Raw genomic sequence first — 24,977 nt, forward strand, 5'->3', positions numbered from 1 at the left:
TCATAATAGAATCCATCCATTTTTTTACACACCACCCAGAATCCATTCGGGTTGAAATTGTTTAACTTACCATATATTATATAGGTAAGAGAAGGAAAAGTAAAGGGAGTAGGGAGAGACATGAAGAAAAAATTATTAATTATTTTTTCCATAGTTACTCTTTTACTGCATTCATGGTGTTTTAGTGTGATGGGAAATGTCGAAAGTATAGGACCAATGGGAGAAAAGGATATAATAGATTGGCATTCAGTAGTTGTAGATAAGTAAAAAGATGCAAAGCCAAGATAGATTTCAAGCAGGCCAAAGGCACATCTTAGAACTTTGATGTAGAAAAGTTTTTGGGATGGGCTAAGCATAAAAATTCTTTAAAGGGAGAAAGAAAATGAAACCGTCTAAGTATAACTTTTTCTTTGACTTTCCTGAAGATCCGGAGAAAATAGTAGCTTATAATTCAAGAACAGGAGCTTTAGCCTTAATGGAAAAAAATAATTACGATAAGTATAAAAATTATGTAGAAAAGGGCATTTCAATTGATGACAGTAAATTAATAGAAGACTTGAAAAAAGGGCAATTTATCATAGATGACAATGTTGATGAACTCCAGTTGTTGCATTTTAATCTCTGGCGGAGTAGATTTAATGACAAAAATTTAGGTTTAACTATTGCACCTACACTAGGGTGTAATTTTGCTTGTGTATATTGTTATGAAAAGGATAGTCAGAAAAATGTATTTATGAGCCAAGAAGTGCAGCATAAAATAATTGAATACATAAAGCGGCATATGAAGTATTTGCAGAGTGTAAATATTGTTTGGTATGGAGGAGAACCGCTGTTGGCTTTTGACATTGTCAAAGATATGTCAGAAAAAATTATAAAACTCTGTGATGAAAACGAAGTTATATATGGTGCATCTATTGTGACAAATGGATATAACTTGACGAGGGAAGTAGTGGAACAATTTAAGAACTTGCGATTATCATTTATACAAATAACATTAGACGGTCCCCAGGATGTACATGATAAGAGACGTCCTTTAAAAAGTGGACAGGGGACTTTTGAAAAGATACTGGCCAACATAGAAGAAAATATTGATATAATGCCAAATATTTACTTAAGAATAAACGTGGACAAAGAAAACGTAACCAGAGTTAATGAGATATTAGATGAGTTAGAAATGAGAGGATTGAAAAATAGACTCAGCGTTTATTTGGGACATGTAGAACATACAAATGACAGTTACGTACCAAATAAATGTCTATCTATGTATGAATACTCTAAGGTTACTTATATGTTTGAAAAAGTGTTAAAAGAAAGAGGTTTTTCGAATAATTTAATGCATAAGTACCCCCATTTAAAATACAATTTTTGTGGAGCAGATAGTGTAAATTCAATGGTGATAGACCCGGAAGGATACATATACAAGTGCTGGTCTGATATAGGTATGGAAAAGTATAGAGTAGGGAATATATTGGACGACACGTCCTTAGTTTCTTTGAATGTTGATAAATATATGGAATATCTTCTTTATGACCCTGCGATAGACGAGATGTGTATTGATTGCAAGCTACTGCCAATTTGTATGGGAGGATGTCCAAGGAGAAGAATAGAGAGAGTGACGGAGAGGTGTAGGGATTATAAGTATGTTTTAGAAGAGTATTTAAAAGATATAGCAAAAGAATTATTAGAGAAAAAACAAGAAAGGGTTTAAACCAATTTGAGTTTGATGTTTTAGGGTATTAATTTTGATTAGAATGTGCGCACATTCTATATAAAAGATGAAAAGAAGGGAGGTAAAAGAAAATGGAATATTTGATAGAAGGGTATAATAAAGAAATTGGCAATGAGATACCTAATGACGTTTTTCCTATAACACCTTGTGATATAATAAAATTACCAGAAGGACCAGATCCCTGTGTGTGCTGGGGTCCATATTGTTGGGTGCAGGCATGCCGTCCTAAGATGGAGCCTTATTACGGAGCAATAAAGTAAATTGTTATCTTAATAGCGATGCATCTGGAACTTTTAAGTTTTAGATGCATCGCTACTTTTAAAAATTATAAGAGAAAGGATGGATATATTCTTGAGAAAAAAGTTACCTATTTTAATAGTTACTTTGGTATTTTCAGTAATTATATTACTCAGTACACATATTTTTTTGAATACACGGCTTAATTTATATTGGACAAAGGAATTAACAGAAAAGCAAAAAATAGAAGACTTTGAATACATGTACAACATTTTAAAAGACAATTATGCGCATTTTTATGAAGTGAAGAAAATGTACGGCTATGACTGGCTAGCATATAAAGAGCAATTTACAGAAAAGGTAAAGAAGACAAAAAATAATTTGGAATTTTATTATGCATTAAATGAGATTCTATCAAAATTTCATGATGGGCATACCTATGTTTTAAGTCCTGGGCATTACAGAAATTTACTTGGACCATGGGGTTTTAAACCTTATGAAGATATGCTTAAGGAATCAGAAAGTTCTTACAAGATGTGGGAAAAAATCTTTAAGAATGCACATAGAGAGGGCGAACTAGAAAATTACTATTCACTAATGAAACCGAAGGAAAACGTTACAACAGACGTTATAGAGCCTGGAAAAATTGCTTATTTGAAAGTCCACTCTTTTTTGCTTGATTATCACAATGAAGGAGAAGAGTACAAAAGGGAAAGAGAGATGATATACGATTTTTTGAGAAGTATAAAGGATTATCCATATTTAGTCATAGATATTAGTGATAATGGAGCATTCCTGTAATGAATAAAAAATAAGGGAGAATGGACTTTGAAAAAATAAGTACCTCCTGATAAAATACAGAGTGTAAGTTTAAGAACTTACCTCGAATTATCAAAATAAACAGGAGGTACCTAAAATGAAGTATAAACAAAATGAAAAGATTTTGCAAGTAACGGGAGACACATTAATTGCGGGAGTAGACATAGCAAAAGAAAGCCATTATGCCAGAGCATTTGACTACAGAGGAGTAGAATATGGGAAATACCTGAGATTTGAAAACAATAGAGAAGGTATGACAAAATTTCTTAACTGGGCAAAAGACTTGATGGAGAGACATAAGAAAAACAAACTAATAGTAGGGATAGAACCGACAGGGCAATATTGGCTGTGTTTTGCCCAATACCTTAAAGACAATAACATAAAGGTAGTATTGGTTAATCCATTTCATGTAAAGATGAGCAAAGAATTAGATGACAATTCTCCCACAAAAAGCGATAAGAAAGACCCAAAAACAATAGCAATGCTAGTAAAAGACGGGAGATATGTAGAGCCGATAATACCTGAAGGAGTATATGCAGAATTAAGGGTAGCGATGGGCATAAAAGACAGGTTGAACAAACAAATAGGGATGACAAAAAATCAAATAACAAGATGGTTGGACATATACTTTCCAGAGTTTAACACCGTATTTTCAGACTGGGAAGGGAAAGCAGCACTTATCACATTAAGAGAATTTCCAACGCCTGAGAAGATAGCAAAAAAGAGTGCTGAAGAAATAATATCGATATGGAAGAAAGAAGTACAAAGAGGGGTAGGAGAAAAAAGGGCTATAAAGCTGATAGAAACTGCTAAGGAGAGCATAGGGAAGAAGCAGGGCATAAAGATGGCGGAATACGAGATAAAGACTCTCATTGAACAATACGAATTTTTAAAAAAACAAATTGAAGAAATAGAGAAGAAGATGGAAGAATTAATAGTTGAGATACCAGGGGTTAAAGAACTACTAGAAATCAAAGGGATAGGAGTAAACACAGTAGCAGGTTTTATTGCAGAAGTAGGAGATATTGAAAAATATGAACATCCAAAACAGATACAAAAACTAGGGGGATTAAACCTAATAGAAAATAGCTCTGGTAAGCATAAAGGAGAAACGACAATAAGTAAAAGAGGGAGGAAGCGATTGAGGAGTGTGCTATTTAATGCAGTAATGGCCTTGGTCGCAAAAAACGAAGAATTTCGTGAACTACACAAATATTACACCACCAGAGCGCAAAACCCGCTAAAAAAGAAGCAATCACTAATAGTATTGTGCAACAAACTGATAAGGATATTTTATGTCATATTAAAGAAAGGAGTAAAATATGACCCAATCAAGATGATGAAGGACATAAAGAGGCCAGGCTTACAGGAAGCTGCATAAAAAGTGCCAACATACTATCAAATCAATTAAGGGTTAATCATCTTCTCTTCAGCTTTAACTTAGTCACATCTAAAGAGCTGACCCTTAAGAAGAAATTGATTTTTATGAAAAGCGAAAGTGTGAACGATGTGACATAAAAGGTAAAAGAAGGAATAAGACAAAAACAACCAATCAAGAGATGGGATATTGACAACAAGAGCGGGAATTGTCATAAAAATAATCACCATACGGGCAAAGACCCTGCAATGGAGCAGAAATGACATCCACCTCATGGCAGGTAGAACGAAGGAATTAAGGACTAAGATCCAGTGAGACATGGGAGGGTAAACCCCATGAGATAAGTGGAGCTATCCCGCCATAATATGGAAATAGGATATGAGGTTTATTAAGCTTACCCATTTAATGGTTAGATAAGCAAGAAATGGTAATATAAGCCATGAGATGCTCTTGTTGTGATGAGAAAATTAAAGAAAAACTAAGATATTAAGAGAAAATAAAAGATAATAGAGGGAGGGGGTAATAGAGGGTACTGGTTGGAAGCTATAATAGCACCTTTGAAAAATAAGTTAAAAGAAGTTAAAAACTTGTCAGTAGAAAAGACTTATCTTATACGAGCATTCCTGTAATAAATTAAAATAGCCTTTGCAAAAATAAAACCCTCCTGGTAAAAAAGAAAGTGAAAAGGAAAAACAATAACCAGGAGGGTGATACACATGAACAAAGTACAAAAACTACTTTTAGTCCACAGTTCTGATATAATTTTTGTCGGGGTCGATGTAGCTAAAAAGACCCATTATGCAAGAATAATAAATCACATAGGACTTGAAGTAATAAAACCCTTCAAATTTAATAATAGCATAGATGGATATGAACGTCTAGTATCCAAAATACTCGAAGCCAAAGAAAAATCGAAAGCAACAAAAATATTAATAGGTTTCGAACCAAGCGGTCATTATTGGAAGCCACTTGCATGGTTTTTAAAAGAAAAAGGATATACAGTAGTGATAGTAAACCCATATCACGTAAAACAAAGGAAAGAAGAGGAGGACAACAGTCCATCAAAAAACGATAGAAAGGACGCGTTAATAATTGCAAGACTAATAAAAGAAGGGAAATTTCTAAACTGTCTTTTACCTCAAAACACATATGCAGATTTAAGAAACCTTTCAGTTGCAAGAAAGCAGTTAATAAAGAAACTAAACAGTGTAAAGAATAAAATTATTGCAATATTAGACGAATACTTTCCTGAATTTGAAGAAGTATTCAAGAATTTGTGGGGGAAAGCAGCCTTATGGATATTGAGGAACTGTCCATTTCCCAGCATAATACTTAAACTGAGCAAAGAAGAAATAGCAGAACAGCTAAAGAAAGCCACTAATAACAGGGTAGGCATGAAAAGGGCAGAAAAGCTCATTGAAGCAGCAAAAAAGTCAATAGGTGTAAAAGAAGGGATAAAAGGGGCACAAATACGTTTAAACATTTACCTTGATGAATTAGAATTTTTAAAAACACAATTAGAAACCATAGAAAAAGCTATGGAAGAACTGCTCAAAAAAATAGACATAGCAGAATATCTGTTAAGCATTCCAGGCATAGGAGTAATAACAGTAGCAGGATTTTTAGCAGAAGTAGGGGACATAGGGAAATACACACACTATAAACAAATCCAGAAACTTGGGGGATTAAACATAACGGATAACCAATCAGGGAAACACAGGGGGAAGACCAAGATATCAAAGAGAGGGCGTCCTGAGTTAAGAAATCTTCTATACAAAGCAAGCCTGACATTAGTAGCCAAAAACAAAGAATTTAAAGCACTTTACAACTACTTTTTAAGAAGGCGAGAAAATCCTTTAGAGAAGAAACAAGCATTAATTGCGATTTCAATAAAACTCATAAGAGTTATGTTTACGCTTGCTAAGAAGAAAGAAAAATACGATTCACAAAAAGTACTTGGAGAATATCGTATGAAGCAAATAAAGGAATTAGTAGCCTAGGGGGCAACAAATCAATTTAGAGCAAATAAGGTTGGGGAAGCTGTAGTACCCCCCATAAGGGCAAGACCCTGAATACGAGTAAGAAGCTCCCCAAAAGCCCTCAAAGGCAGGAGGAAGGAATGTAATTAAGGGCATGACCCTGAGAGACATGATAGGGTAGCCGAGGGCTAAGTAAAAAAACATAAAAATATGCTAATAAAAGGCAACCGTGAAATAAGTTGCCTAAGGGAGGTGTTGTGTTGTTTTAAAAAGGCTTTATTTGAAAAAGGTAAAAAGAGCTCAAATTTAGTGAAAAAATGAGATTTTTCAAGCTTGATTGAGCTAATTACAAAATATTGAGATAGGGGGGGAATATATTGTTAATCTGCTTGAAAATTATATACCAGATTTGGAAATTAATACAATAGATAAACTTCCTATATATGATTTGCTTCCTGCAGAAGTAAAAGAAAGTTTCATGTACTATGCGACCACAGATATAGTAAAAGATTTTGAAAAATTTTCTAAATATGTAGAACCTGTAGATTTTAATGGTAAGATATTTTTAATCGTTAGTAGAACCACTTATTCAACAGCAAATATATTTGCAGAATTTTGTAAAGAAACGGGCTTTGCTACAGTAATAGGTGAAAGAACCAGAAAAGGAGATGGAGGATGGCTTATGCCAGGTTTAATGCGCCTTCCTAATAGCGGGTTAATCGTGAGATTTGATGGAGCAATGCTTATAAATCAAGATGGTACTTCATATTTTGAAACAGGGAGTATACCGGATATAGAAATAAAAATGATGCCTAAAAACCCATTTGAAAAAGATGAGGAGCTAAAACAAAAAATACTGCAAGTAATTAAATCGTTAGAAAATGAGGAAAAGGGTATTAAATAAGGAAAAAAGGATGTGATACTGTTGGGTAAGAAACTGTCAATTTCTACAATTACTTTGATATTTTTATTGATTCTGATATTTTCAACAGGATTTTTTACCGGTATATATACTTCAAACACTTTATTTGCATCAAAGGAATTAAAAGATTTAACAGAGAAAGAAAAGATAGAAGATTTTGAGTACATGTATAACATTTTAAAAGACAATTACGCACATTTTTATGAAGTAAAGAAAATGTATGGCTACGACTGGCTAGCCCATAAGGAAGAGTTTATAGAAGAGATAAAAAATACAAGGAATAATATTGAGTTTTATAATAAATTAAATGAAATTTTACGGAAATTGCATGATGGGCACCTTTATGTAGCAAGTCCTAGCTATTTTAATTATCTTTTAAAGTTAATCGAAGGTGAAGAGATAAGAAATTTTATTGAATTTAAGCCTTTTATAAAAATGTTTAAAGATTCTAAGAAAAATTATGAAAAATGGAGTGAATTGCTAGAAAGTGTAAATCCCAGTCATAATAGTAGCTTTTTTGTTCAAATGAGGAGAGGACAGAAAAATATAAAAACAGAAATTTTAGAAGAGGATAAAATAGCGTATTTAAGAGTTAATTCTTTTTTGATAGATAAAGATCAGAACAGTAAAAATTATCGGGAAGAGAAAAAAGAAATATACAACTTTTTAAAAACTATCAAAGATTATCCTTATTTAATTATAGACATTAGTGGAAATGAAGGAGGTTCTTCAGAATACTGGATAGATGCTATAGTAGCTCCACTGATAGGAGAAAAAGGTTTCAGATACTCTGAGGATAAAAATACATGGTTTTATCTATCGAGAAAGGGAAAATATACGAAAAAAAATTTCGAGAAGTATGTAATATTTTATGACGAAGATAAATTCAAAGAGAGTCCTATATACGATAAACTTTCAGAAGAGATGAAAAAAGATTTTACAATCTGTGAATTTAAAGAAAACCTATCTAAACAAAAAGAAAACTACATAGAAAAGTTTTTCAAATCAAATGAATATGTAAATTTCAAAGGAAGGATATTTCTAATAATAGACAGAGGAACTTTTTCTGCAGCCACAAGATTTGCCATGTTCTGCAAAGAAACTGGTTTTGCTACATTGATAGGAAGAAGTACTTCAGGAGATGGTTCACTTACTTCATATATGAGGCTTCCTAACAGTGGATTGATTGTGAGATTTGAAGCCGGCACAATTTTAAACCGAGACGGGGGTTCATTTTTTATAGAAGGTGTGAAACCAGACATAGAATTAGACGTTCCAGATACAAATGCTGGCTATCCAGAAGTAAGAGCAGAAATATTGAAGCAAAAGACAGTTGAAGTGATTAAGTCTTTAGAAAAAGGCAATTTCTAAAAGGGGTGGAGGTTTACGATTATAAAACTATTGATAAACTGCTAAAAGATTTAAATGTAAATATAGATAAATTTCATGAAGGATTGAATACAAAACTAAATGAAGCCTCAAGCAATATTTCAAGAGGAGAAAAATTAAAGATAGCGATTGCAAGGACATTTTTAAAAGATCCAGATGTTATAGTGTTAGATGAGCCCACGTCTGCCTTAGATGTTGTTAGTATTGAGAAATTAAAATCTATGCTAACAGCACTCAAGAAAGAAAAAATAATTTTAATTGTTACTCATAATCAAGAGTTTTTAAATATAGCGGATGAAGTGATAGATTTAAATAGAATTTCTAAAAAGGTGGAATGTTTGGTGTAAGAAGTTTCACAAGTTTTGAATTTAGAAATTCTATAGAAATCAAGAACCTAACCTTTTCCTACGATGGGAAGAGGAATGCTTTACTTGCTGTAACCCATAAATTGGACCCGGACATACTTAAAAGGTATGATGAAATATTTGTGATGGAAGATGGGGAAATCGTTGAAAGGAGTACATTAGATGAGCTATTAGAGAAGAGAGGATATTTCTATTATATGTATAATTATGGGATTGATGAGAAAGAGGCAGTAGAGGAAGCTGTATGAAAGGATGCAAAATATAGCATTGAAGCAACTTACAAATGGTTGCCGACAAAAGCAAGTATCTATGAAAGAGTAATAGAGAAGTTAAGTGTTTCTAGTTTAAAAGATAATAGTAAGGAGTAAGTGAAGTTATGCTGTTGGAAGTGCGAAACTTGACGAAAGTGTATAAGAGAGGGAATCAACAGATTAAGGCAAATGACAATATTAACTTTTTTGTTGAGCGTGGTGACGTACTGGGGATTTTGGGGCCAAATGGGGCTGGCAAGACCACTTTGATAAAGCAGATTGCAACTTTGCTAATCCCTGACCAAGGAGATATCTTGTACCGGGGAGTATCCCTTCTAAAAAAGCCTGAGATAATAAGAGGGCGATTTTCTTTTCTCTGGGAAGGCACGCAAAATGTATATCATTACTTAACCGGAGAAGCTAATATTATCTACTTTGCATATCTTAATCAGGTTCCATCTTCTGTTGCCAAGAGGAGATGTGAAGAACTTTTAAAAAAACTAGATCTGTATGAAGTTAAGGACCAGTATGTATTTACATATTCAGCAGGAATGAGAAAAAAACTTGCAATTGCTACCTGCCTTATAAATGATCCGGAAGTGGTATTTTTAGATGAACCTCTTTCCGGCCTTGATGTGCTTGCTGCTGCCGAACTTACTGAATCTATAAAAAGCTGGGTAAAAGAGATGGGGAAAACTGTCATAATTGCCAGTCATAGAATGGACTTTGTAGAAAAGGTTACTAATAAAGTTTTATGGCTCAAAGAGGGAAAAGTCATTTTAGAGGGTAAAACTGAGGACCTTAAGAACTTAAGCAAAGAAGAGGAATATATTTTATATTTGCGGAATTCTGCAAAAGCAAGGGAAAAGTTGCGTAAATACGAACTTCAATTTGAAATTTTATCGGATGTTACTTTAAAAACAACCTTACGGCTGGGGCAAAAGGAATTGTTTTATTCGGTTTTTTCCGATCCTGATTTTAAGTGTTAAACTTGGAGAAAAAAAGTCCGGATTTTGAGGCGATTTTTAGGAGGTTATATGGTGAGTGTAGTGAAAGCAATTAAAGCTGAGTTTTTTAAGTTTTACTTTGACCTAAAGCGATACTTATTCAACTACATTGTTGGACTTATTTCAACTGCTATTTTTTTGAGTGGGCTCTACTGGGCAGTAAATTCCTTGTTTACGCAGAGTGGGCAGGCAGTAGCTTTTGTTGGATTGCTGCTGTGGCTTTTTACCCCATCTGCGTTATCTGATGCCACAAGTCATCTTGCAGAGGAACGATACTTGGGAACGCTGGAACGCATATCTATAACCAAGACCCCATTTATTCATATTTTGATTGCTCGCAATATTGTGCATTGCCTGTTTACTCTAATTCAGACTCTTGTGGTTGGTGGCATACTCTATGTGGTGTTTAAGCCTGACTTAAGCTATATGTCCTCATCATGGAGAGTAACTGCGATGGCAGTAGTTATCGGTATGTTGATAATCCTTACTCTTTATGCCTTTGGATTTTTCATAGCATCTTTGGGGATGATTTTTAAACGGGTAGGAGCAACGACATCTATTCTAGAATATCTTATTTTATTCTTTTCAGGAATAGTCATACCCTGGAGTACCATGCCAGCTTCACTACAAGCTTTTTCTAATATATTGCCAATGACTTGGGGAGTAAAAGCACTTGAGAGCCTAATTAATGGCGGTAATTTTATTGGAAGTTTTGTAGGACTAGTAGTTTATACAGTATTAATTGCCATAATTTCTATAGTAACCTTCCGGTATGCCATGCTAGTTGTTAAGAAAAAAGGAGAATATGCTTTTTATTAATATGCTATCTAAGGATATGTAAGTCCCTGTTTTTGAAGGTAGGAAACAGGGACTTAATTTTATCTTTGAAAGGTCGATTTCTCCTTCGGGAGAACTTTTTCTTGTTTACAAGCTCTGTTGATGTTAAAATAAATAAAAGGAGAGGAGAAGAATGAGGGTATTGGGAATAGATCCGGGAATTGCCACATTGGGATATGGAGTCGTTGAGTACAAGAACAACAAATTTTCTCCCATAGTTTATGGAGCCATCACTACAGATGCGGGAGTTGACAAGGCGTTTCGTCTTTACACCCTATATAAGGGACTTGAAGATATTATAAAGCTTTATCGTCCAGAGATTGTAGCGATTGAAGAGCTTTTCTATAATAAAAATTCTAAGACGGTAATTACAATTGGAGAAGTTAGAGGGATTTCAATACTGGCTGCTGTAAATTCTGGGGTAAAAGTGTATGAGTATACCCCCCTACAGGTGAAACAGGCAGTAGTTGGGTATGGGAGAGCGGAAAAACAGCAGGTTCAGCAGATGGTAAAGGTGCTTTTAAATCTTGATGAGATACCAAAGCCAGATGATGTGGCTGATGCGCTGGCCGTTGCCATTTGCCACTGCCACAGCAATAATATGTTGGAAAGACTGGGGTATGGGCGATGATTGAGTACATAAGGGGAATTATTGAAGACATAGGACCAGATCATGTGATAATCGACCTTATGGGCATAGGTATAAAAATTTTTGTGCCCTTTTCTACTATGAAGGAGTTGCCTCCCAAAGGAAATATAACAAAGCTTTACACATACCTTTACGTCAGGGAAGATGGATTTCAGATTTTTGGCTTTAAGAGAAAAGAAGAGCTAGAACTTTTTGAGAAATTACTTTCTGTGAGCGGCGTAGGACCTAAAGGTGCTCTTTCTATTCTCTCTGTTGTGCCAATAGAAAGCTTTATAAAGGCAGTAAACAGCGGTGATTACAAAATTTTAACAGCAGCTCCTGGCATAGGAAAGAAGACAGCAGAGAGGATCATATTAGAGCTCAAGGATAAAGTGCCCAAAGAGGTTGTAGTCCCGAAAGAGGACAGCCTGTTAAATGAGGCTTTAGAGGCTTTGCTAGCATTGGGTTATACTAAAAGTGAGGCTATTTACGCTCTTTCTGATGTAAACTGTGAAAGTGTGGAACAGGCTGTCAAAGAGGCGCTGAAAAAATTGGCGAAATAGGGTGAAGTAAATGGAAGAAAGGATATTGACTCAAAATTTTACTCAAGAGGATGCGACGGAATACAGTCTCCGTCCCAGGTGGCTTTCTGAGTACATAGGACAGGAGAAAATAAAACAGGAGCTAAAAATCTATATAGAAGCAGCTAAAAAAAGAGGAGAACCACTAGACCATGTCCTACTTTACGGTCCTCCCGGGCTTGGGAAGACTACTTTAGCTACAGTTATTTCTAATGAAATGGGTGTAGGCATAAAAATAACTTCAGGACCTGCTATAGAGAGGTCTGGAGATTTAGCCGCAATTTTGACGAATTTGCAGGAGAATGACATACTCTTTATAGACGAGATTCACAGATTAAACAGAAGCGTTGAGGAGATTTTGTATCCTGCTATGGAAGATTTTGAGCTTGACATAGTAATAGGGAAGGGACCAAGCGCTCGGTCTATAAGGCTTAGCCTTCCTAAATTTACGCTTATTGGAGCTACTACAAGGGCAGCTCTCATGACTTCTCCTTTAAGGAGTAGATTTGGAGTCATAAATCGCCTTGATTATTATTCAGTAGAGGAATTAAAGGAAATTATAAAAAGGTCAGCTAATATTTTGAATATTGGTATTGACGAAGATGCAGCTTTTGAGATAGCTAGAAGGTCCAGAGGAACTCCCAGAATAGCCAACAGGCTTTTAAAAAGGGTGAGAGATTTCGCGGAAGTGAAAGGAAATGGCTATATTGATTACAATACGGCAAATATAGCTTTAAACATGCTTGGGGTCGATGAAATGGGTTTAGAGGAAATTGATAGAAAGATCTTGATTGCAATAATAGAGAAGTTTGGCGGAGGACCTGTTGGAATTGATGCTATTGCTGCATCAGTTGGTGAAGATGGGGATACAATAGAAGATATGTACGAGCCTTATCTCATGCAGATAGGATTTTTAAATAGAACTCCAAGAGGGAGAGTAGTTACAAAACTGGCCTATCAGTATCTTAAGTACCCTTATGTTGAGCAGAGGAGGATTGAGGATGTTTGACAGCTTTGGCAAAATGTTAATATTTATGGGAGCAATTTTAATCGCCATAGGACTTCTTTTTTCAGCAGGTTCAAAAATTGGTTTGGGCCGTTTGCCAGGAGATATAGTTTATCACAGGGGAAATTTTACTTTTTATTTTCCATTGATGACAAGCCTTTTATTAAGCGTATTTTTAACACTTCTTTTCTGGCTTTTTAGAAGGTAAGTATTGAAAATTTTTTGATTTAACGGTATAATCACCATATGCATTCTTGAAAAGGGATGGAGTAGGGTATGAAGCGAAGTGAATTCTACTTTGATTTGCCGGAGGAGTTAATTGCTCAAGAGCCATTAGAAGATAGGGCAAGTTCCAGATTGATGATTTTAGATAGAAGGACAGGGGAAATAAAGCACGACATTTTTAAAAACATAACTAAATATCTAAAAGAAGGGGATTGTCTGGTTTTAAATGACACAAAAGTAATTCCTGCAAGGCTCATTGGACAGAGGGAGGATTCTGGAGGAAAGGTAGAGCTTTTGCTTTTGAGAAGGACTTCAATGAATGAGTGGGAGGTTTTAGTGAAACCAGGCAAAAGGGCAAAGGTGGGCAAAAGGGTGGTATTTGGAAATGGAGAGCTTGTGGCAGAAATAATCGATACCACAGAGGCGGGAGGGCGCATAGCAAGATTTTACTACGATGGGGTGTTCGAAGAGGTATTGGACAGGTTGGGGGAGATGCCTGTTCCTCCTTATATAAAGAAAAAGCTGAAGGACAAGAATAGGTATCAAACGGTATACGCCAAGTATGAAGGCTCGGCTGCAGCACCTACAGCAGGTCTTCATTTCACAGAGGAATTGCTGGATGAAATTCGAAATATGGGAGTAAAGACGGTTTTCATAACTCTTCACGTGGGGTTGGGCACTTTCAGGCCTGTTAAAGAGGAAATAATAGAGAACCACAAGATGCACGAGGAGTTTTACATTGTTACAGAAGAAGCCGCAAAAGCCATAAATGAAGCTCGAAAAAATGGAGGCCGCATAATAGCTGTAGGGACTACTTCTACTCGCACTTTAGAGACGGTTGCAGATGAGAGCGGATATATTCATCCAAAAAGCGGATGGACAGATATTTTTATATATCCTGGATATAAGTTTAAAGCGATAGACGGGATGATTACAAATTTCCATCTGCCTGAATCTACCCTCATAATGATGGTTTCTGCTTTTGCAGGAAAAGAGAATATAATGAGGGCGTATAAAGTGGCTATTGAGAATAAATACAGGTTCTTTAGCTTTGGAGATGCAATGCTTATCATATAAAGGACAGGAGGTAAAAATGGCTGCGATAAAGTACCAAGTTATAAAAAAAGATGCAAGGACCAAGGCAAGATTGGGAATTCTTGAAACCCCCCATGGAGTTATAGAGACGCCAGTTTTTATGCCTGTAGGTACGCAGGCTACAGTGAAAGCGATGACCCCTGATGAGCTAAAAGAAATGGGCGCTACAATTATTTTAGGAAACACCTACCATCTTTATTTAAGGCCAGGCCACAAGATTATTGAAAAAGCAGGTGGTCTTCACAAATTCATGAACTGGGATAGGGCTATTTTAACAGATAGCGGCGGATTTCAAGTTTTTAGTTTAAGCTCTTTGAGAAAAATTACAGAAGATGGCGTGGAATTTAGGTCTCACATTGACGGGTCAAAACATTTTTTTACTCCTGAAAAAGTGATAGAGATACAGAATTCGCTGGGGTCTGATATAATCATGTCTTTTGATGAATGTGCCCCTTATCCTGCTGACTATGACTATGTAAAAAGGTCTATGGAACTTACAATAAAGTGGGCGAAGAGGGGGAAAAAAGCCCATAAAAATACGGATAGACAGGCTCTTTTTGGCATTGTGCAAGGGGGAACTTATAAAGATTTAAGAAGAGAGTGCGCAGAAAGGTTAGTTGATATGGATTTTCCCGGATATGCTATTGGGGGTTTAAGTGTTGGTGAGCCAAAAGACCTTATGTACGAAATTATAGATTTTACTACTGATTATTTGCCTCACGATAAACCGAGATATCTGATGGGGGTGGGAACGCCCGAAGACCTTATAGAAGGTGTGATAAGAGGGGTTGACATGTTTGACTGTGTATTGCCTACGCGAATTGCCAGAAATGGAACTGTATTTACAAGCAGAGGCAAATTGATAGTGAGAGATGCGCCGTATGCTGAAGACTTTTCGCCACTGGATGAGGAATGCGACTGTTACACCTGCAAGAATTATTCTAGAGCTTATTTAAGGCATCTTTTTAAGGCGAAGGAAATTTTGGCGGCGAGGCTTGCTACCTACCACAATCTCTATTTTTTAATTAAATTGATGGAGAAAATAAGGGAGGCCATAAGGCAAGATCGCCTGCTGGAATTTAAAGAAGAGTTTTTAAAAAAATATTATGGGAACAGGGAGGAATAGTGAATGAACGAAACTACTTATGTACTCATTCAATTTGCGATTTTAATTGCAATTTTTTACTTTTTACTTATTTTGCCACAGCAGAGAAGGCAGAAAAAAGAGAGAGAAATGCTGGATTCTTTGAGGCCTGGAGATGAAATTATAACTAAAAGCGGTTTTTATGGAAAGATACTCAATATAAAGGACGATGTGATAACTCTTGAAATGGGAGCAGACAAGGTAAGATTAAAGATTGCTAAATGGGCAGTAGGTGGAGTTGTGAGCAGAGCAGAATCTAACAACAATAAAGGAGATAAGGAATCAAAGTAGGGTGCGGCTAGTCCGCATCTTTTTTGTACTATGTTTTTGTTTTTTGGCATAGATATTAGTGAGAAGTGAAAGGGGGTAGGAGGTTGAGAAGGCACTTTGTGATGGATAAAAGGAGTGGAATCAATTTTTCAGGCATTTTAATTGGAGTCTTAGTCTCTTACATAATTACACTTCTTTTTTTCATAATCTACGCCCTTCTTTTAACTTTTACTTCTGTTTCGGAGATGGCTTTGCCTAAATTCACAATCTTCGTCACTATTACAGGAGTGGTATTGGCAGGAGCCCTATCTGCAAGGAATACTGCCAGCAAAGGCTGGTTAAATGGCGGAATTGCAGGAATTTTGTACATTGCAGTGATGGCACTTTTAGGAACTTTTTTGGTGAAGGAATTTGGACCCTCATCTTCGCTGGCTGTAAAGTTTTTATGGGGAGCTTTTCTGGGCTCTTTAGGGGGGATGATAGGCATCAATTTATAGCTTTCCTTCCTTCTTTTTATGTGTTATAATAAAGCGGGAGGAGGGAAGGAAGATGAGGAGGATTATAACAATTAACAAGCCCACATTGAGAGAGAGCCTTAAAAAACCTGGTTGTGGAGAATGCCAGGCATCCTGTCAGTCTGCTTGCAAGACTTCCTGCACTGTAGGTAATCAAGAGTGCCAGTATAACTAACTTTAATACATAACTACCTTAAATGGCAGTAAGTATTTACTGCCATTTAAACTTGCAATGGAGGTTTTAAAATGTCTGCGACAATGCATAAATTTAAAAGATTGGGCCTTAACATAGTGGTTGACCCAGTAAGTGGTGCCATACATGTGGTGGATGATGTAGTGTATGATGTATTAGATTATTATGAAAATCATTCTCGCGAGGAAATTGTAAATTTGCTAAAAGATAAGTACAAAGAAGAAGATATTTTAGAGGCGATTTCAGAGGTCGATGAGTTAAAGGGAAACGGGCTCCTTTTTACAGAGGATATATACAAAGATATAGCAATTTCAAGAGCGGATTCTGTGATAAAGGCAATGTGTTTGAATGTAGCTCATGACTGTAATTTGAGGTGCAAGTATTGTTTTGCTTCCACTGGAAATTTTAAGGGTGGAAGAAAATTAATGGACTTTGAGACGGGGAGAAAGGCCATAGATTTTTTGATAAAGAGTTCTGGTAAGAGGAGAAATATTGAAATTGACTTTTTTGGCGGTGAACCCCTTTTAAATTTTGAAGTTGTTAAGCAATTAGTGGAGTATGGGAAACAGAAGGCAAAAGAGAACAAGAAAAATATCAAGTTTACAATAACTACAAATGCAGTTCTTTTAGACGATGAAAAGATAGAGTACTTCAATGAAAATTTTTCAAATGTGGTCTTAAGTTTAGACGGCAGAAAAGAAGTAAACGACCAGATGAGAGTAAGGGCTGATGGAAGCGGCACATATGATGTTATTGTGCCAAAAATTCAAAAGTTTGTTAAGGCAAGGGGTAAAAAGGAATACTATGTGAGAGGGACTTTTACTGCTAAAAATCTGGACTTTGTGGAGGATGTGCTTCATATAGCTGATTTGGGAGTATATGAAATTTCTGTTGAACCTGTTGTAGAGAAGGATGATAAAGATTATACCTTGAAGGAGGAGCACTTAGATAGAATTTTTGAAGAATACGACAGATTAGCAGAAGAGTATATAAGGCGCTATGAGGAAGGGAGACCTTTTGCTTTTTATCATTTTAAGATAGACTTAAAAGGTGGGCCCTGCATAAAGAAAAGATTACAGGGTTGTGGTGCGGGATTTGAATATATAGCTGTAACTCCTGATGAGGAGATTTACCCATGTCACCAGTTTGTAGGGATTGAGGAATTTAAATTGGGAACTTTAGATGAAGGAATTACAAATATAGAGTTGCAGAGAAAATTCATGGAAAGTGATATTTACAAAAGGGAAGAATGCGCTAATTGCTGGGCGAGATTTTATTGTAGTGGTGGGTGCTTTGCAAATAATTATAATATTAACGGAGATATTAACAAACCTTATAAACTTGCCTGTGAAATGCAAAAAAGGCGCATTGAAAATGCCATTGCCATAAAGGCTTACCTTACATTGAGGGGTGAAAAAGGTGATTATCAAAGAGTACAAAGGGATAAAGCCGCAAATAGATGAAGAGGCTTATATAGCCGAGACTGCTGAGATTATTGGGGATGTGGAAATAAAAAAGAACGTAAATATCTGGTATGGAGCGGTTTTAAGAGGGGATGTTGATAAGATAGTGGTGGAGGAAGGGACAAATATACAGGACAACTGTGTAGTGCATGTGACAGATGGACATCCCTGCTATATAGGAAAATACTGCACAATAGGGCACGGAGCAATTGTCCACGCTTGTAAAGTGGGGAATAACGTGTTGATAGGAATGGGAGCAATTATTCTGGATGATGCGGAGATAGGGGATAATTGCATAATTGGAGCTGGTGCTTTAGTGACAGGAGGCAAGAAAATTCCTCCAGGGAGCCTCGTGATAGGAAGCCCTGCTAAAGTAGTGAGGCAGCTCACAGAAGAGGAGATAGAAAGCATCCATAAGTCCTACGAACACTATGTAGAATTAGCAAAATTGCATTTTTCTGAGTTTGGGCAATTGACCGTTTACAATAAAAGTAATATAATAGAAAATAGTTAGTCAAACGACAAAGGAGGATTTAGATGAGAAGTCGAGGCTTTATTAAATTTTTTTCTGTAATTTTGGTCTCAGCTTTAGTAGCGTATGTGGCTTTCTTTGGGATCAAAGCAGGGAATTTTTCTATTTCTCCAATTCAAGACCACATAAGGTTGGGACTTGATTTAAGAGGTGGAGTGTACGTACTGGAAGAAGCGCAGGGCAATGTCACACAGGATGCCATAAACAAGGCTATTGCGGTAATAAGAAATAGAGTAGACGCTTTGGGTGTGACTCAGCCTGTCATTGCTCAACAAGGTTCCAACAGAATTCGCGTGGAGCTTCCAGGTATGAAAGATCCGGACAAGGCTATAGAGATTATAGGTAAAACGGCGCAACTTAAATTTGTGGGTCCTGACGGAAAGGTCATCTTGACAGGGGCGAATGTAAAAGATTCAAAGGCAGTTTACGCCCAAACCTCAACTGGACAGCAGCCACAAGTCACTCTTGTTTTGGATGCGGAAGGAACGAAAAAATTTGCTGAGGCAACTCAAAAATTTTTAGGGCAGCCTATTGCTATCTTATTAGACGACAAAGTAATTTCTGCTCCAGTGGTAAGGGATGTTATAACTACTGGAAATGCGGTGATTACTGGTCTTAAGGACTTCCAAGAAGCCTCTGAACTGGCTACTTTGATTAGGGCAGGGTCTTTGCCTGTCACTTTAAAGCCTATAGCCTATAGTTCTGTCGGTGCGACTCTTGGACCTAGTGCTTTAAAAGCTAGTGTAGAGGCAGGTATATATGGAACATTATTAGTAATGCTTTTTATGATGGCTTTTTACAGGTTGCCCGGTTTCATAGCCGATTTGGCTCTTCTCATATATATACTCATAAACTTTATAATATACGCTATCTTCAATGTAACATTGGACCTTCCAGGAATTGCTGGATTCTTGCTTTCAATAGGTATGGCTGTTGATACCAACATCTTAATTTTTGAAAGGTTCAAAGAAGAGCTGTGGGCAGGGAAGACCATAAGGCCTGCACTGGATGCAGGATTTGCAAAGGCTATGAGAGCAGTAATTGATGCGAATGTCACCACTATAATCGGCGCGATCATCCTCTTTTACTTGGGTTCAGGAAACGTAAAAGGTTTTGCTCTGACTCTTTTAATAGGTGTGTCTTCCAGCTTATTTACTGCTATAACTGTGACAAGATTCTTACTGCACGCGCTCCTTGAGATGGACCTTACAAGAAATGTCAAATTCTATGGAGCATAGGAGGGAATTAGATTGAATGGTCACAGATTTCACATAGATGTCATTGGCAAGACAAAAATTTGGTTTACCATTTCGGGTATAATGATACTGATCGGCATAATAGCCATGTTTGTAAATGGCTTTAACTGGGGCATAGATTTTACTGGCGGAACCATAATGGAGTTTAAAATTGGAAAGCCTTTTGATACTAAGGACATAATCAAAATTTTAAATGACTATAAAGTGAAGGACTATCAGATACAGAAAATTGGAACAAAGGGTGATCACGTCTCTATAAAGACAAGCCCTATCTCTGACCAGACTCGAATAGCAATAATAAAAGAGATTGAGAAAAAGTACAATCTCACAGAAAGCGATCTTATAATGTCACAGCAAGTGGGCCCTTCTTTAGGGGCTGAAATAAGGTCAGGTATGATACTTGCGCTTGTTGTAGCCTCACTAGTAATGCTCACTTATTTAGGAATTAGATTCAATTTTGAAATGAGTTTAGCGGCTGTAATAGGGCTACTTCATAACGTGTTTATACTCATTTCTGTGTACGCTGTTTTTAGAATAACCGTGGACTCACCTTTTATTGCAGCTCTTTTGACAGTTTTTAGTTATTCTCTCCACGATACTATAGTCATTTTTGACAGGATTAGAGATAATCTTAAGGTGATGAGAAGAGCTGACTATGCTGAAGTAGCCAATGTAAGTGTTAATCAAACCTTGGTAAGATCTATAAACGTTGTACTGACAGTGCTCATAATGCTTCTTTTGATGTACTTCTTGGGGCCTAAGGCTTTAAAAGATTTTGCTCTTCCACTTTTGATAGGAATTACATGGGGAGCTTATTCATCAATTTTTATCTCGACTCCGCTTTGGGTGCTCATTAAAAATAGAGAAAAGAGGAAAAAAGCTTCTGTCAAGGCGGCTAAAGCTTAAAAAGGCTTATTACGAAATATGATAGCAGGATGACTCTTTTTTAAAAAAGAGCTCGTGCTGCTATATTTTTATTGAGGTGAAAAAATGAGGATTCCTTTGTTTTTGCGAAATAGAGAGATTTACAAGAGATATAGAGACATTCTAAAGATTCTTACAAAAAATGGATTTGGGTTTATAGTGGACATTCTCTCAAGAGGCGGGCGCGTGCCTTTTTACCTTCTGAGAGGGCATGATGTAATGGAAATCGGGGAGCGAATAAGAAATACTCTGGAAGAATTAGGACCTACTTTTATAAAGTTGGGGCAGCTCATAAGCACCAGAGCTGACCTCATTCCCCACGACATTTTAATAGAGCTTTCCAAACTGCAGGATGAAGTAGCTCCAGAGGAATTTGAGTCAATAAAAAAGGTTTTAGAGAGCGAATTAGGGGGAAACATTGAGGAGTTTTTCAGTTATTTTGAAGAAAAACCTCTGGCTTCAGCCTCCATCGGGCAGGTTTACAGAGCAAGGACTAAAGAAGGAAAAGATGTAGTAGTGAAGGTTCAAAGGCCTGAAGTAGATAAAAAGATACATGCGGATGTTGTGATCCTTAAAAATATAGCCAGGATTTTGAACGAGAGAATAGTAGATTCTCCAGTAGATTTTGTGGAAATAGTGGAAGAACTTACGGATTCTCTGCTAAATGAACTTGATTACACTCAGGAAGGCAATAATGCCGATAGGTTTAGAGAAAATTTTAAAAATCAGGATTATATATACATACCTGAGGTGTACTGGGATTATACCACAAAAAGAGTGCTGACAATGGAGTACATAGACGGGATAAGCGTTAAAAATAAAGAAATTTTGCGGGAAAAGGGTTATGACCTTAAAAGAATTGCGAGGAATGGTGCTTGGTCTATCTTCTTACAGGTGTATAAATACGGTCTTTTTCACGGAGACCTGCATCCAGGAAACATCTTAATAACAAAGGAAGGAAAAATATCCTATATAGATTTTGGCATTGTAGGGTATCTGGACAAATCTTCTCGTGAAGTTTTGATAGAGCTTTTTAAGGCATTTGCAGAAAATGATACAGAAGAAGTAATTGAAATTCTCTCAGATATAGGGGCTATAAGGGCTGATACCAATTTAAGAAATTTAAAGGCTGACCTCGGGAGAATAATAAACTACTTTTACACTACTCCTCTTAAGAATATAAATGTAAATGATTCTATGAGAAGGATTATGGGGGTTGTGTACAAGTACAAGCTCATGCTGCCTCCAGGTTTTACACTTTTACTGAAGGCTTTGGCTACTGTAGAAGGGGTAGGGAGAGACTTAGACCCTGATTTTAGCATATCGGATGTGGCAAGAGATTTTGTGAAAGAAATGTATCTAAAGAAAATAGATGTAAAAGAGGTCATCAAGGAAAATTATAAAGACCTTCATAAAACTTTAATTATACTAAGAAAATTTCCTTTAAGGCTTCAGAGCATAATGACAAAACTTATAAAGGATGACATAAAAGTCAGAATAAACATTGATGAGAGCGAGAGCTTGCGATATGACCTCAATGTGATGATAAACAAAGTGATTGTGAGCATAATAGCTTCAGCTTTGATCGTCGGGTCTTCTCTGGTTTTGACTTACGGCGGTGGTTACAAAATTTTTGGTTACAATGCTATAGGATTTTTCGGATATGTAATTGCTACCATGCTGAGTTTGTGGGTGTTTTACAGGATATTCATAGTAGAGAGGAAGAAAAAATAGGTCTTTCAGGTGAGATAGATGGATAAAATTTATAGATGGGTCGTAAGAGAAAGGGATTTAAAGAAGATAGAGGAATTAAAGGTAAAGTACCATTTGGATGGAATTGTAGCGCAAATCCTTTCTTCAAGAGGAGTAAAAGGCGTTGAGGAATTTCTCATGCCTTCTTTAGATAGGCTTATTTCGCCTTTTGAACTAAAAGGAGTGAAAGAAGCGAAGGAATTGATAGAGAAGCACATAAAAGAAGGCAGTTTGATTACTATTTACGGAGATTATGATGTGGATGGTATAACTTCTACATCTCTTTTATATCTTGCTTTAAAAAAATTAGGTGCTAAGGTGGACTACTACATTCCAGAGAGGTTATCAGAAGGGTATGGTATAAATGAGGAAGCTCTGGAGAAAATCGCCTATGAAGGCGCTAAACTTGTAATAACTGTTGATTGCGGAATTACTGCTTTAAAAGAAGTTGAAAAAGCGAAAAAGATGGGGCTAGATGTGATAATTACAGACCATCACAGCATTCCGGAGGAAATTCCAAAAGCGGATGTTGTCATAAATCCTCATTTGCCAGGAGCTTATCCTTTTTCCGAGCTTGCAGGAGTCGGAGTAGCATTTAAGCTGGCTCAAGCCTTAATTGGAGAGCAAGCATTTGAATTTTTAGATTTAGTCGCTTTAGGGACAGTTGCTGATATTGTGCCGCTAATAGGTGAAAATAGAGTAATTGTAAAAGAAGGGCTAAAGAGGCTTAACAATACAGGGAATTTGGGCCTTAAAGCTTTAATTGAAATTGCAGGGGTATCTGGAAGAGAACTTGATGAATACCACATAGGTTTTATAATAGCTCCAAGGCTTAATGCAGCGGGGCGGTTAAAAAGTGCAGAGGCGGCAGTTAGACTATTGATAACTTCTGATGAAAAAGAAGCACAGGATATAGCTAAATATCTAAACGAAGAGAATTTGAGAAGACAAAATATGGAAAACACTATCTTAAAAGAAGCTATAGAGAAAATAGAGAAGGAAGGATTGAAAGATGACAAAGTAATTGTCTTATGGCAAGAAGGATGGCATCCGGGAGTTATAGGAATAGTTTCTTCTAAGATAACTGAAATGTATGGAAGGCCCTCCATCCTTATAGGATTAATAGGAGAGGAAGGGAAAGGGTCAGGAAGGAGTGTAGAGGGTTTTAATATTTATAAAGCTTTGAATTACTGTAAGGACCTCCTTGTAAAATATGGTGGGCACGAAATGGCGGGGGGACTTACAATTCAAAAGGAAAATTTAAAGCTTTTCAAAGATAAAATAAACGAGTATGCTGATAGGTTTGTAAAAGAAATAGACCTTGTTCCTGCTTTGAAGATAGATGCAGTTGTAAAAAAGGATAAGGCTGACTTGGGAATAGCCAAGAAAATACAGCAGTTAAAGCCTTTTGGAGTAGGCAATCCGAAGCCTTTACTTCTTTTTGAAGGGCTTACGATAGATAAAATTTTTGATATAAAGGACGGAAAGCATATAAAAATTCTGGCAAAAAAGGATGAAATGGTTTATGAACTTTTAATTTTTAATTCTTCTTCTGACGGTTTAAAAATTTCCGAAGGAGATGTGGTTGATGCAGTAGGAACATTAGAAATAAGCCACTGGAATGGCATTGAATCAGCGATTGTGAATGTGAAAGATATAAGGGTAAGATTTCCTCTCTTTGCATACTACAGAAATTTGAGCAAATCTTTAATTTACAAAAAAGCTTTTAAATTAAGGGACGAAGCCAGGTTAAAGGCTAATATTGTAGACAGAAGAGGAATTCAGGATAAAGAAAAGTATGTACTGCATCTTTTTAAAAGTCCCAGAAAAACTCTAATTTTAGTTAACACAGAGGCAGAATTTAGAGCTTTAATTAGATATTTAAAAAAGGAAAAATTTTACGATTTTTCTGTTTCAGCTGGCTACTGTGAGGAAGAGAACCTAATTTTATTTTCTCCGTTTTCACTGGAAAAATGCGATTTTTACGAAGACATAGTGATTTACGACATTCCATTTGACAGAAAAGTTTTTTACGATGCTCTTTCCTTTGGCGATAGGAAAAGAGTACACCTTGTGTTTAATAAAAAGGACCTTCATAAAAATTTGAAAGTTTTTGATGAGATTTTGCCCAGCAGGGATGATTTTATAAAAATTTACAAATTTATAGATGAAGGGAATAAGTTTTTCTTTAAAGGGTATTTGAATCCCGAACTTAATTTAAACCCGGTGAAATTTGCAATTTGTCTAGAAGTGATGAAAGAAACAGGATTGATAAATGTAGAAGAACGTGATAATATTGTAATGTTGAGTAAAAATTTTGTGCCAGAAAAGGTGAACTTGAAAGAGGCGGAAATTTTGCAGAAGTTCATTGAAGCAAAGAAAGAATTTTTAGATTTTGCTAAATTTGCTTTCAAGCCTAATTTCAGGGAGGTCAAAACAGTTGAAATTAGTAGTAAAAAATGATATAATTTTAATTAGGT

General features: G+C 36.2%; 24 protein-coding genes and 1 pseudogene. All 25 read left to right on the forward strand.

The features are described from left to right. Positions 1-382: 382 nt before the first annotated feature. Positions 383-1,708 (forward strand): radical SAM/SPASM domain-containing protein, encoded by a 1,326-nt coding sequence (locus TTE_RS05545; RefSeq protein ID WP_011025505.1) that lies wholly within the window; start codon positions 383-385, stop codon positions 1,706-1,708. Between the two features lie 92 nt (positions 1,709-1,800). Then, positions 1,801-1,989: a hypothetical protein gene (locus TTE_RS05550; protein WP_011025506.1), complete on the forward strand. Its 189-nt coding sequence runs from the start codon at positions 1,801-1,803 to the stop codon at positions 1,987-1,989. A 91-nt stretch (positions 1,990-2,080) separates the two neighbouring features. Next, entirely contained in the window at positions 2,081-2,767 is a 687-nt protein-coding gene (locus TTE_RS05555) for a hypothetical protein (protein WP_050724076.1), read from the forward strand. 115 nt (positions 2,768-2,882) lie between these two features. Next, the gene (locus tag TTE_RS05560; RefSeq protein WP_011024548.1) at positions 2,883-4,166 is read left to right on the forward strand and encodes an IS110 family transposase; all 1,284 of its coding nucleotides are present in this window, start codon (positions 2,883-2,885) and stop codon (positions 4,164-4,166) included. Positions 4,167-4,879: 713 nt separating this feature from the next. Beyond that, positions 4,880-6,163 (forward strand): IS110 family transposase, encoded by a 1,284-nt coding sequence (locus TTE_RS05565; RefSeq protein WP_009609587.1) that lies wholly within the window; start codon positions 4,880-4,882, stop codon positions 6,161-6,163. Between the two features lie 388 nt (positions 6,164-6,551). Further along, positions 6,552-7,046, forward strand: coding sequence for a S41 family peptidase (locus tag TTE_RS05570; RefSeq protein ID WP_011025509.1), 495 nt, complete (start codon positions 6,552-6,554; stop codon positions 7,044-7,046). Positions 7,047-7,067: 21 nt separating this feature from the next. Further along, the gene (locus tag TTE_RS05575; protein ID WP_041587145.1) at positions 7,068-8,435 is read left to right on the forward strand and encodes a S41 family peptidase; all 1,368 of its coding nucleotides are present in this window, start codon (positions 7,068-7,070) and stop codon (positions 8,433-8,435) included. A gap of 5 nt (positions 8,436-8,440) precedes the next feature. After that, positions 8,441-9,066, forward strand: a pseudogene (locus tag TTE_RS14630) (ATP-binding cassette domain-containing protein). A gap of 128 nt (positions 9,067-9,194) precedes the next feature. Next, positions 9,195-10,058 (forward strand): ABC transporter ATP-binding protein, encoded by an 864-nt coding sequence (locus TTE_RS05590; RefSeq protein ID WP_011025513.1) that lies wholly within the window; start codon positions 9,195-9,197, stop codon positions 10,056-10,058. Between the two features lie 48 nt (positions 10,059-10,106). Continuing rightward, positions 10,107-10,895: an ABC transporter permease gene (locus tag TTE_RS05595; RefSeq protein ID WP_011025487.1), complete on the forward strand. Its 789-nt coding sequence runs from the start codon at positions 10,107-10,109 to the stop codon at positions 10,893-10,895. Positions 10,896-11,046: 151 nt separating this feature from the next. Beyond that, positions 11,047-11,544 carry a crossover junction endodeoxyribonuclease RuvC gene (ruvC, locus tag TTE_RS05600; RefSeq protein ID WP_011025514.1) on the forward strand — a complete coding sequence of 166 codons (498 nt, stop codon included), beginning with the start codon at positions 11,047-11,049 and terminating at the stop codon, positions 11,542-11,544. After that, positions 11,541-12,104 (forward strand): Holliday junction branch migration protein RuvA, encoded by a 564-nt coding sequence (ruvA, locus tag TTE_RS05605; protein ID WP_011025515.1) that lies wholly within the window; start codon positions 11,541-11,543, stop codon positions 12,102-12,104. Before ruvC ends, ruvA begins: the two co-directional genes overlap by 4 nt. Before the next feature lie 10 nt (positions 12,105-12,114). Continuing rightward, on the forward strand, positions 12,115-13,131 hold the full coding sequence (ruvB, locus tag TTE_RS05610; protein WP_009609552.1) for a Holliday junction branch migration DNA helicase RuvB: 1,017 nt from the start codon (positions 12,115-12,117) through the stop codon (positions 13,129-13,131). Next, the gene (locus TTE_RS05615; RefSeq protein WP_011025516.1) at positions 13,124-13,336 is read left to right on the forward strand and encodes a DUF2905 domain-containing protein; all 213 of its coding nucleotides are present in this window, start codon (positions 13,124-13,126) and stop codon (positions 13,334-13,336) included. The genes ruvB and TTE_RS05615 overlap by 8 nt, the downstream gene beginning before the upstream one ends. 68 nt (positions 13,337-13,404) lie before the next feature. Further along, positions 13,405-14,430: a tRNA preQ1(34) S-adenosylmethionine ribosyltransferase-isomerase QueA gene (queA, locus tag TTE_RS05620; protein WP_011025517.1), complete on the forward strand. Its 1,026-nt coding sequence runs from the start codon at positions 13,405-13,407 to the stop codon at positions 14,428-14,430. A 16-nt stretch (positions 14,431-14,446) separates the two neighbouring features. Further along, positions 14,447-15,574 (forward strand): tRNA guanosine(34) transglycosylase Tgt, encoded by a 1,128-nt coding sequence (gene tgt / locus TTE_RS05625; RefSeq protein WP_011025518.1) that lies wholly within the window; start codon positions 14,447-14,449, stop codon positions 15,572-15,574. 3 nt (positions 15,575-15,577) lie between these two features. Then, positions 15,578-15,883, forward strand: coding sequence for a preprotein translocase subunit YajC (yajC, locus tag TTE_RS05630; RefSeq protein WP_011025519.1), 306 nt, complete (start codon positions 15,578-15,580; stop codon positions 15,881-15,883). A gap of 101 nt (positions 15,884-15,984) precedes the next feature. Beyond that, positions 15,985-16,359 (forward strand): TIGR04086 family membrane protein, encoded by a 375-nt coding sequence (locus TTE_RS05635; RefSeq protein WP_407636727.1) that lies wholly within the window; start codon positions 15,985-15,987, stop codon positions 16,357-16,359. Positions 16,360-16,411: 52 nt separating this feature from the next. Continuing rightward, positions 16,412-16,552 (forward strand): six-cysteine ranthipeptide SCIFF, encoded by a 141-nt coding sequence (gene scfA / locus TTE_RS13505; protein ID WP_022587783.1) that lies wholly within the window; start codon positions 16,412-16,414, stop codon positions 16,550-16,552. 71 nt (positions 16,553-16,623) lie between these two features. Beyond that, on the forward strand, positions 16,624-18,033 hold the full coding sequence (scfB, locus tag TTE_RS05640) for a thioether cross-link-forming SCIFF peptide maturase (protein WP_011025521.1): 1,410 nt from the start codon (positions 16,624-16,626) through the stop codon (positions 18,031-18,033). Then, positions 17,990-18,547, forward strand: coding sequence for a gamma carbonic anhydrase family protein (locus TTE_RS05645; RefSeq protein ID WP_011025522.1), 558 nt, complete (start codon positions 17,990-17,992; stop codon positions 18,545-18,547). Before scfB ends, TTE_RS05645 begins: the two co-directional genes overlap by 44 nt. 23 nt (positions 18,548-18,570) lie before the next feature. After that, on the forward strand, positions 18,571-19,803 hold the full coding sequence (gene secD / locus TTE_RS05650) for a protein translocase subunit SecD (RefSeq protein ID WP_011025523.1): 1,233 nt from the start codon (positions 18,571-18,573) through the stop codon (positions 19,801-19,803). 12 nt (positions 19,804-19,815) lie between these two features. Beyond that, complete coding sequence (gene secF / locus TTE_RS05655) at positions 19,816-20,727, forward strand: protein translocase subunit SecF (RefSeq protein ID WP_009610924.1); 912 nt, start codon at positions 19,816-19,818, stop codon at positions 20,725-20,727. A gap of 84 nt (positions 20,728-20,811) precedes the next feature. Continuing rightward, the gene (ubiB, locus tag TTE_RS05660) at positions 20,812-22,479 is read left to right on the forward strand and encodes a 2-polyprenylphenol 6-hydroxylase (protein WP_011025524.1); all 1,668 of its coding nucleotides are present in this window, start codon (positions 20,812-20,814) and stop codon (positions 22,477-22,479) included. Positions 22,480-22,497: 18 nt separating this feature from the next. Next, positions 22,498-24,960 (forward strand): single-stranded-DNA-specific exonuclease RecJ, encoded by a 2,463-nt coding sequence (gene recJ, locus TTE_RS05665; RefSeq protein ID WP_011025525.1) that lies wholly within the window; start codon positions 22,498-22,500, stop codon positions 24,958-24,960. Positions 24,961-24,977 lie beyond the last annotated feature (17 nt).

This window comes from Caldanaerobacter subterraneus subsp. tengcongensis MB4 (assembly GCF_000007085.1).
Taxonomy (GTDB): domain Bacteria; phylum Bacillota; class Thermoanaerobacteria; order Thermoanaerobacterales; family Thermoanaerobacteraceae; genus Thermoanaerobacter; species Thermoanaerobacter subterraneus.

Coding starts and splice junctions, on each gene's coding strand:
- ruvB (WP_009609552.1), top strand. CDS start 12,115: ATGGAAGAAAGGATATTGACTCAAAATTTTACTCAAGAGGATGCGACG.
- TTE_RS05545 (WP_011025505.1), top strand. CDS start 383: ATGAAACCGTCTAAGTATAACTTTTTCTTTGACTTTCCTGAAGATCCG.
- TTE_RS05560 (WP_011024548.1), top strand. CDS start 2,883: ATGAAGTATAAACAAAATGAAAAGATTTTGCAAGTAACGGGAGACACA.
- TTE_RS05595 (WP_011025487.1), top strand. CDS start 10,107: ATGGTGAGTGTAGTGAAAGCAATTAAAGCTGAGTTTTTTAAGTTTTAC.
- queA (WP_011025517.1), top strand. CDS start 13,405: ATGAAGCGAAGTGAATTCTACTTTGATTTGCCGGAGGAGTTAATTGCT.
- TTE_RS05615 (WP_011025516.1), top strand. CDS start 13,124: ATGTTTGACAGCTTTGGCAAAATGTTAATATTTATGGGAGCAATTTTA.
- ubiB (WP_011025524.1), top strand. CDS start 20,812: ATGAGGATTCCTTTGTTTTTGCGAAATAGAGAGATTTACAAGAGATAT.
- ruvC (WP_011025514.1), top strand. CDS start 11,047: ATGAGGGTATTGGGAATAGATCCGGGAATTGCCACATTGGGATATGGA.
- TTE_RS05565 (WP_009609587.1), top strand. CDS start 4,880: ATGAACAAAGTACAAAAACTACTTTTAGTCCACAGTTCTGATATAATT.
- recJ (WP_011025525.1), top strand. CDS start 22,498: ATGGATAAAATTTATAGATGGGTCGTAAGAGAAAGGGATTTAAAGAAG.
- tgt (WP_011025518.1), top strand. CDS start 14,447: ATGGCTGCGATAAAGTACCAAGTTATAAAAAAAGATGCAAGGACCAAG.
- TTE_RS05590 (WP_011025513.1), top strand. CDS start 9,195: ATGCTGTTGGAAGTGCGAAACTTGACGAAAGTGTATAAGAGAGGGAAT.
- TTE_RS05635 (WP_407636727.1), top strand. CDS start 15,985: ATGGATAAAAGGAGTGGAATCAATTTTTCAGGCATTTTAATTGGAGTC.
- scfB (WP_011025521.1), top strand. CDS start 16,624: ATGTCTGCGACAATGCATAAATTTAAAAGATTGGGCCTTAACATAGTG.
- scfA (WP_022587783.1), top strand. CDS start 16,412: ATGAGGAGGATTATAACAATTAACAAGCCCACATTGAGAGAGAGCCTT.
- yajC (WP_011025519.1), top strand. CDS start 15,578: ATGAACGAAACTACTTATGTACTCATTCAATTTGCGATTTTAATTGCA.
- TTE_RS05550 (WP_011025506.1), top strand. CDS start 1,801: ATGGAATATTTGATAGAAGGGTATAATAAAGAAATTGGCAATGAGATA.
- secD (WP_011025523.1), top strand. CDS start 18,571: ATGAGAAGTCGAGGCTTTATTAAATTTTTTTCTGTAATTTTGGTCTCA.
- ruvA (WP_011025515.1), top strand. CDS start 11,541: ATGATTGAGTACATAAGGGGAATTATTGAAGACATAGGACCAGATCAT.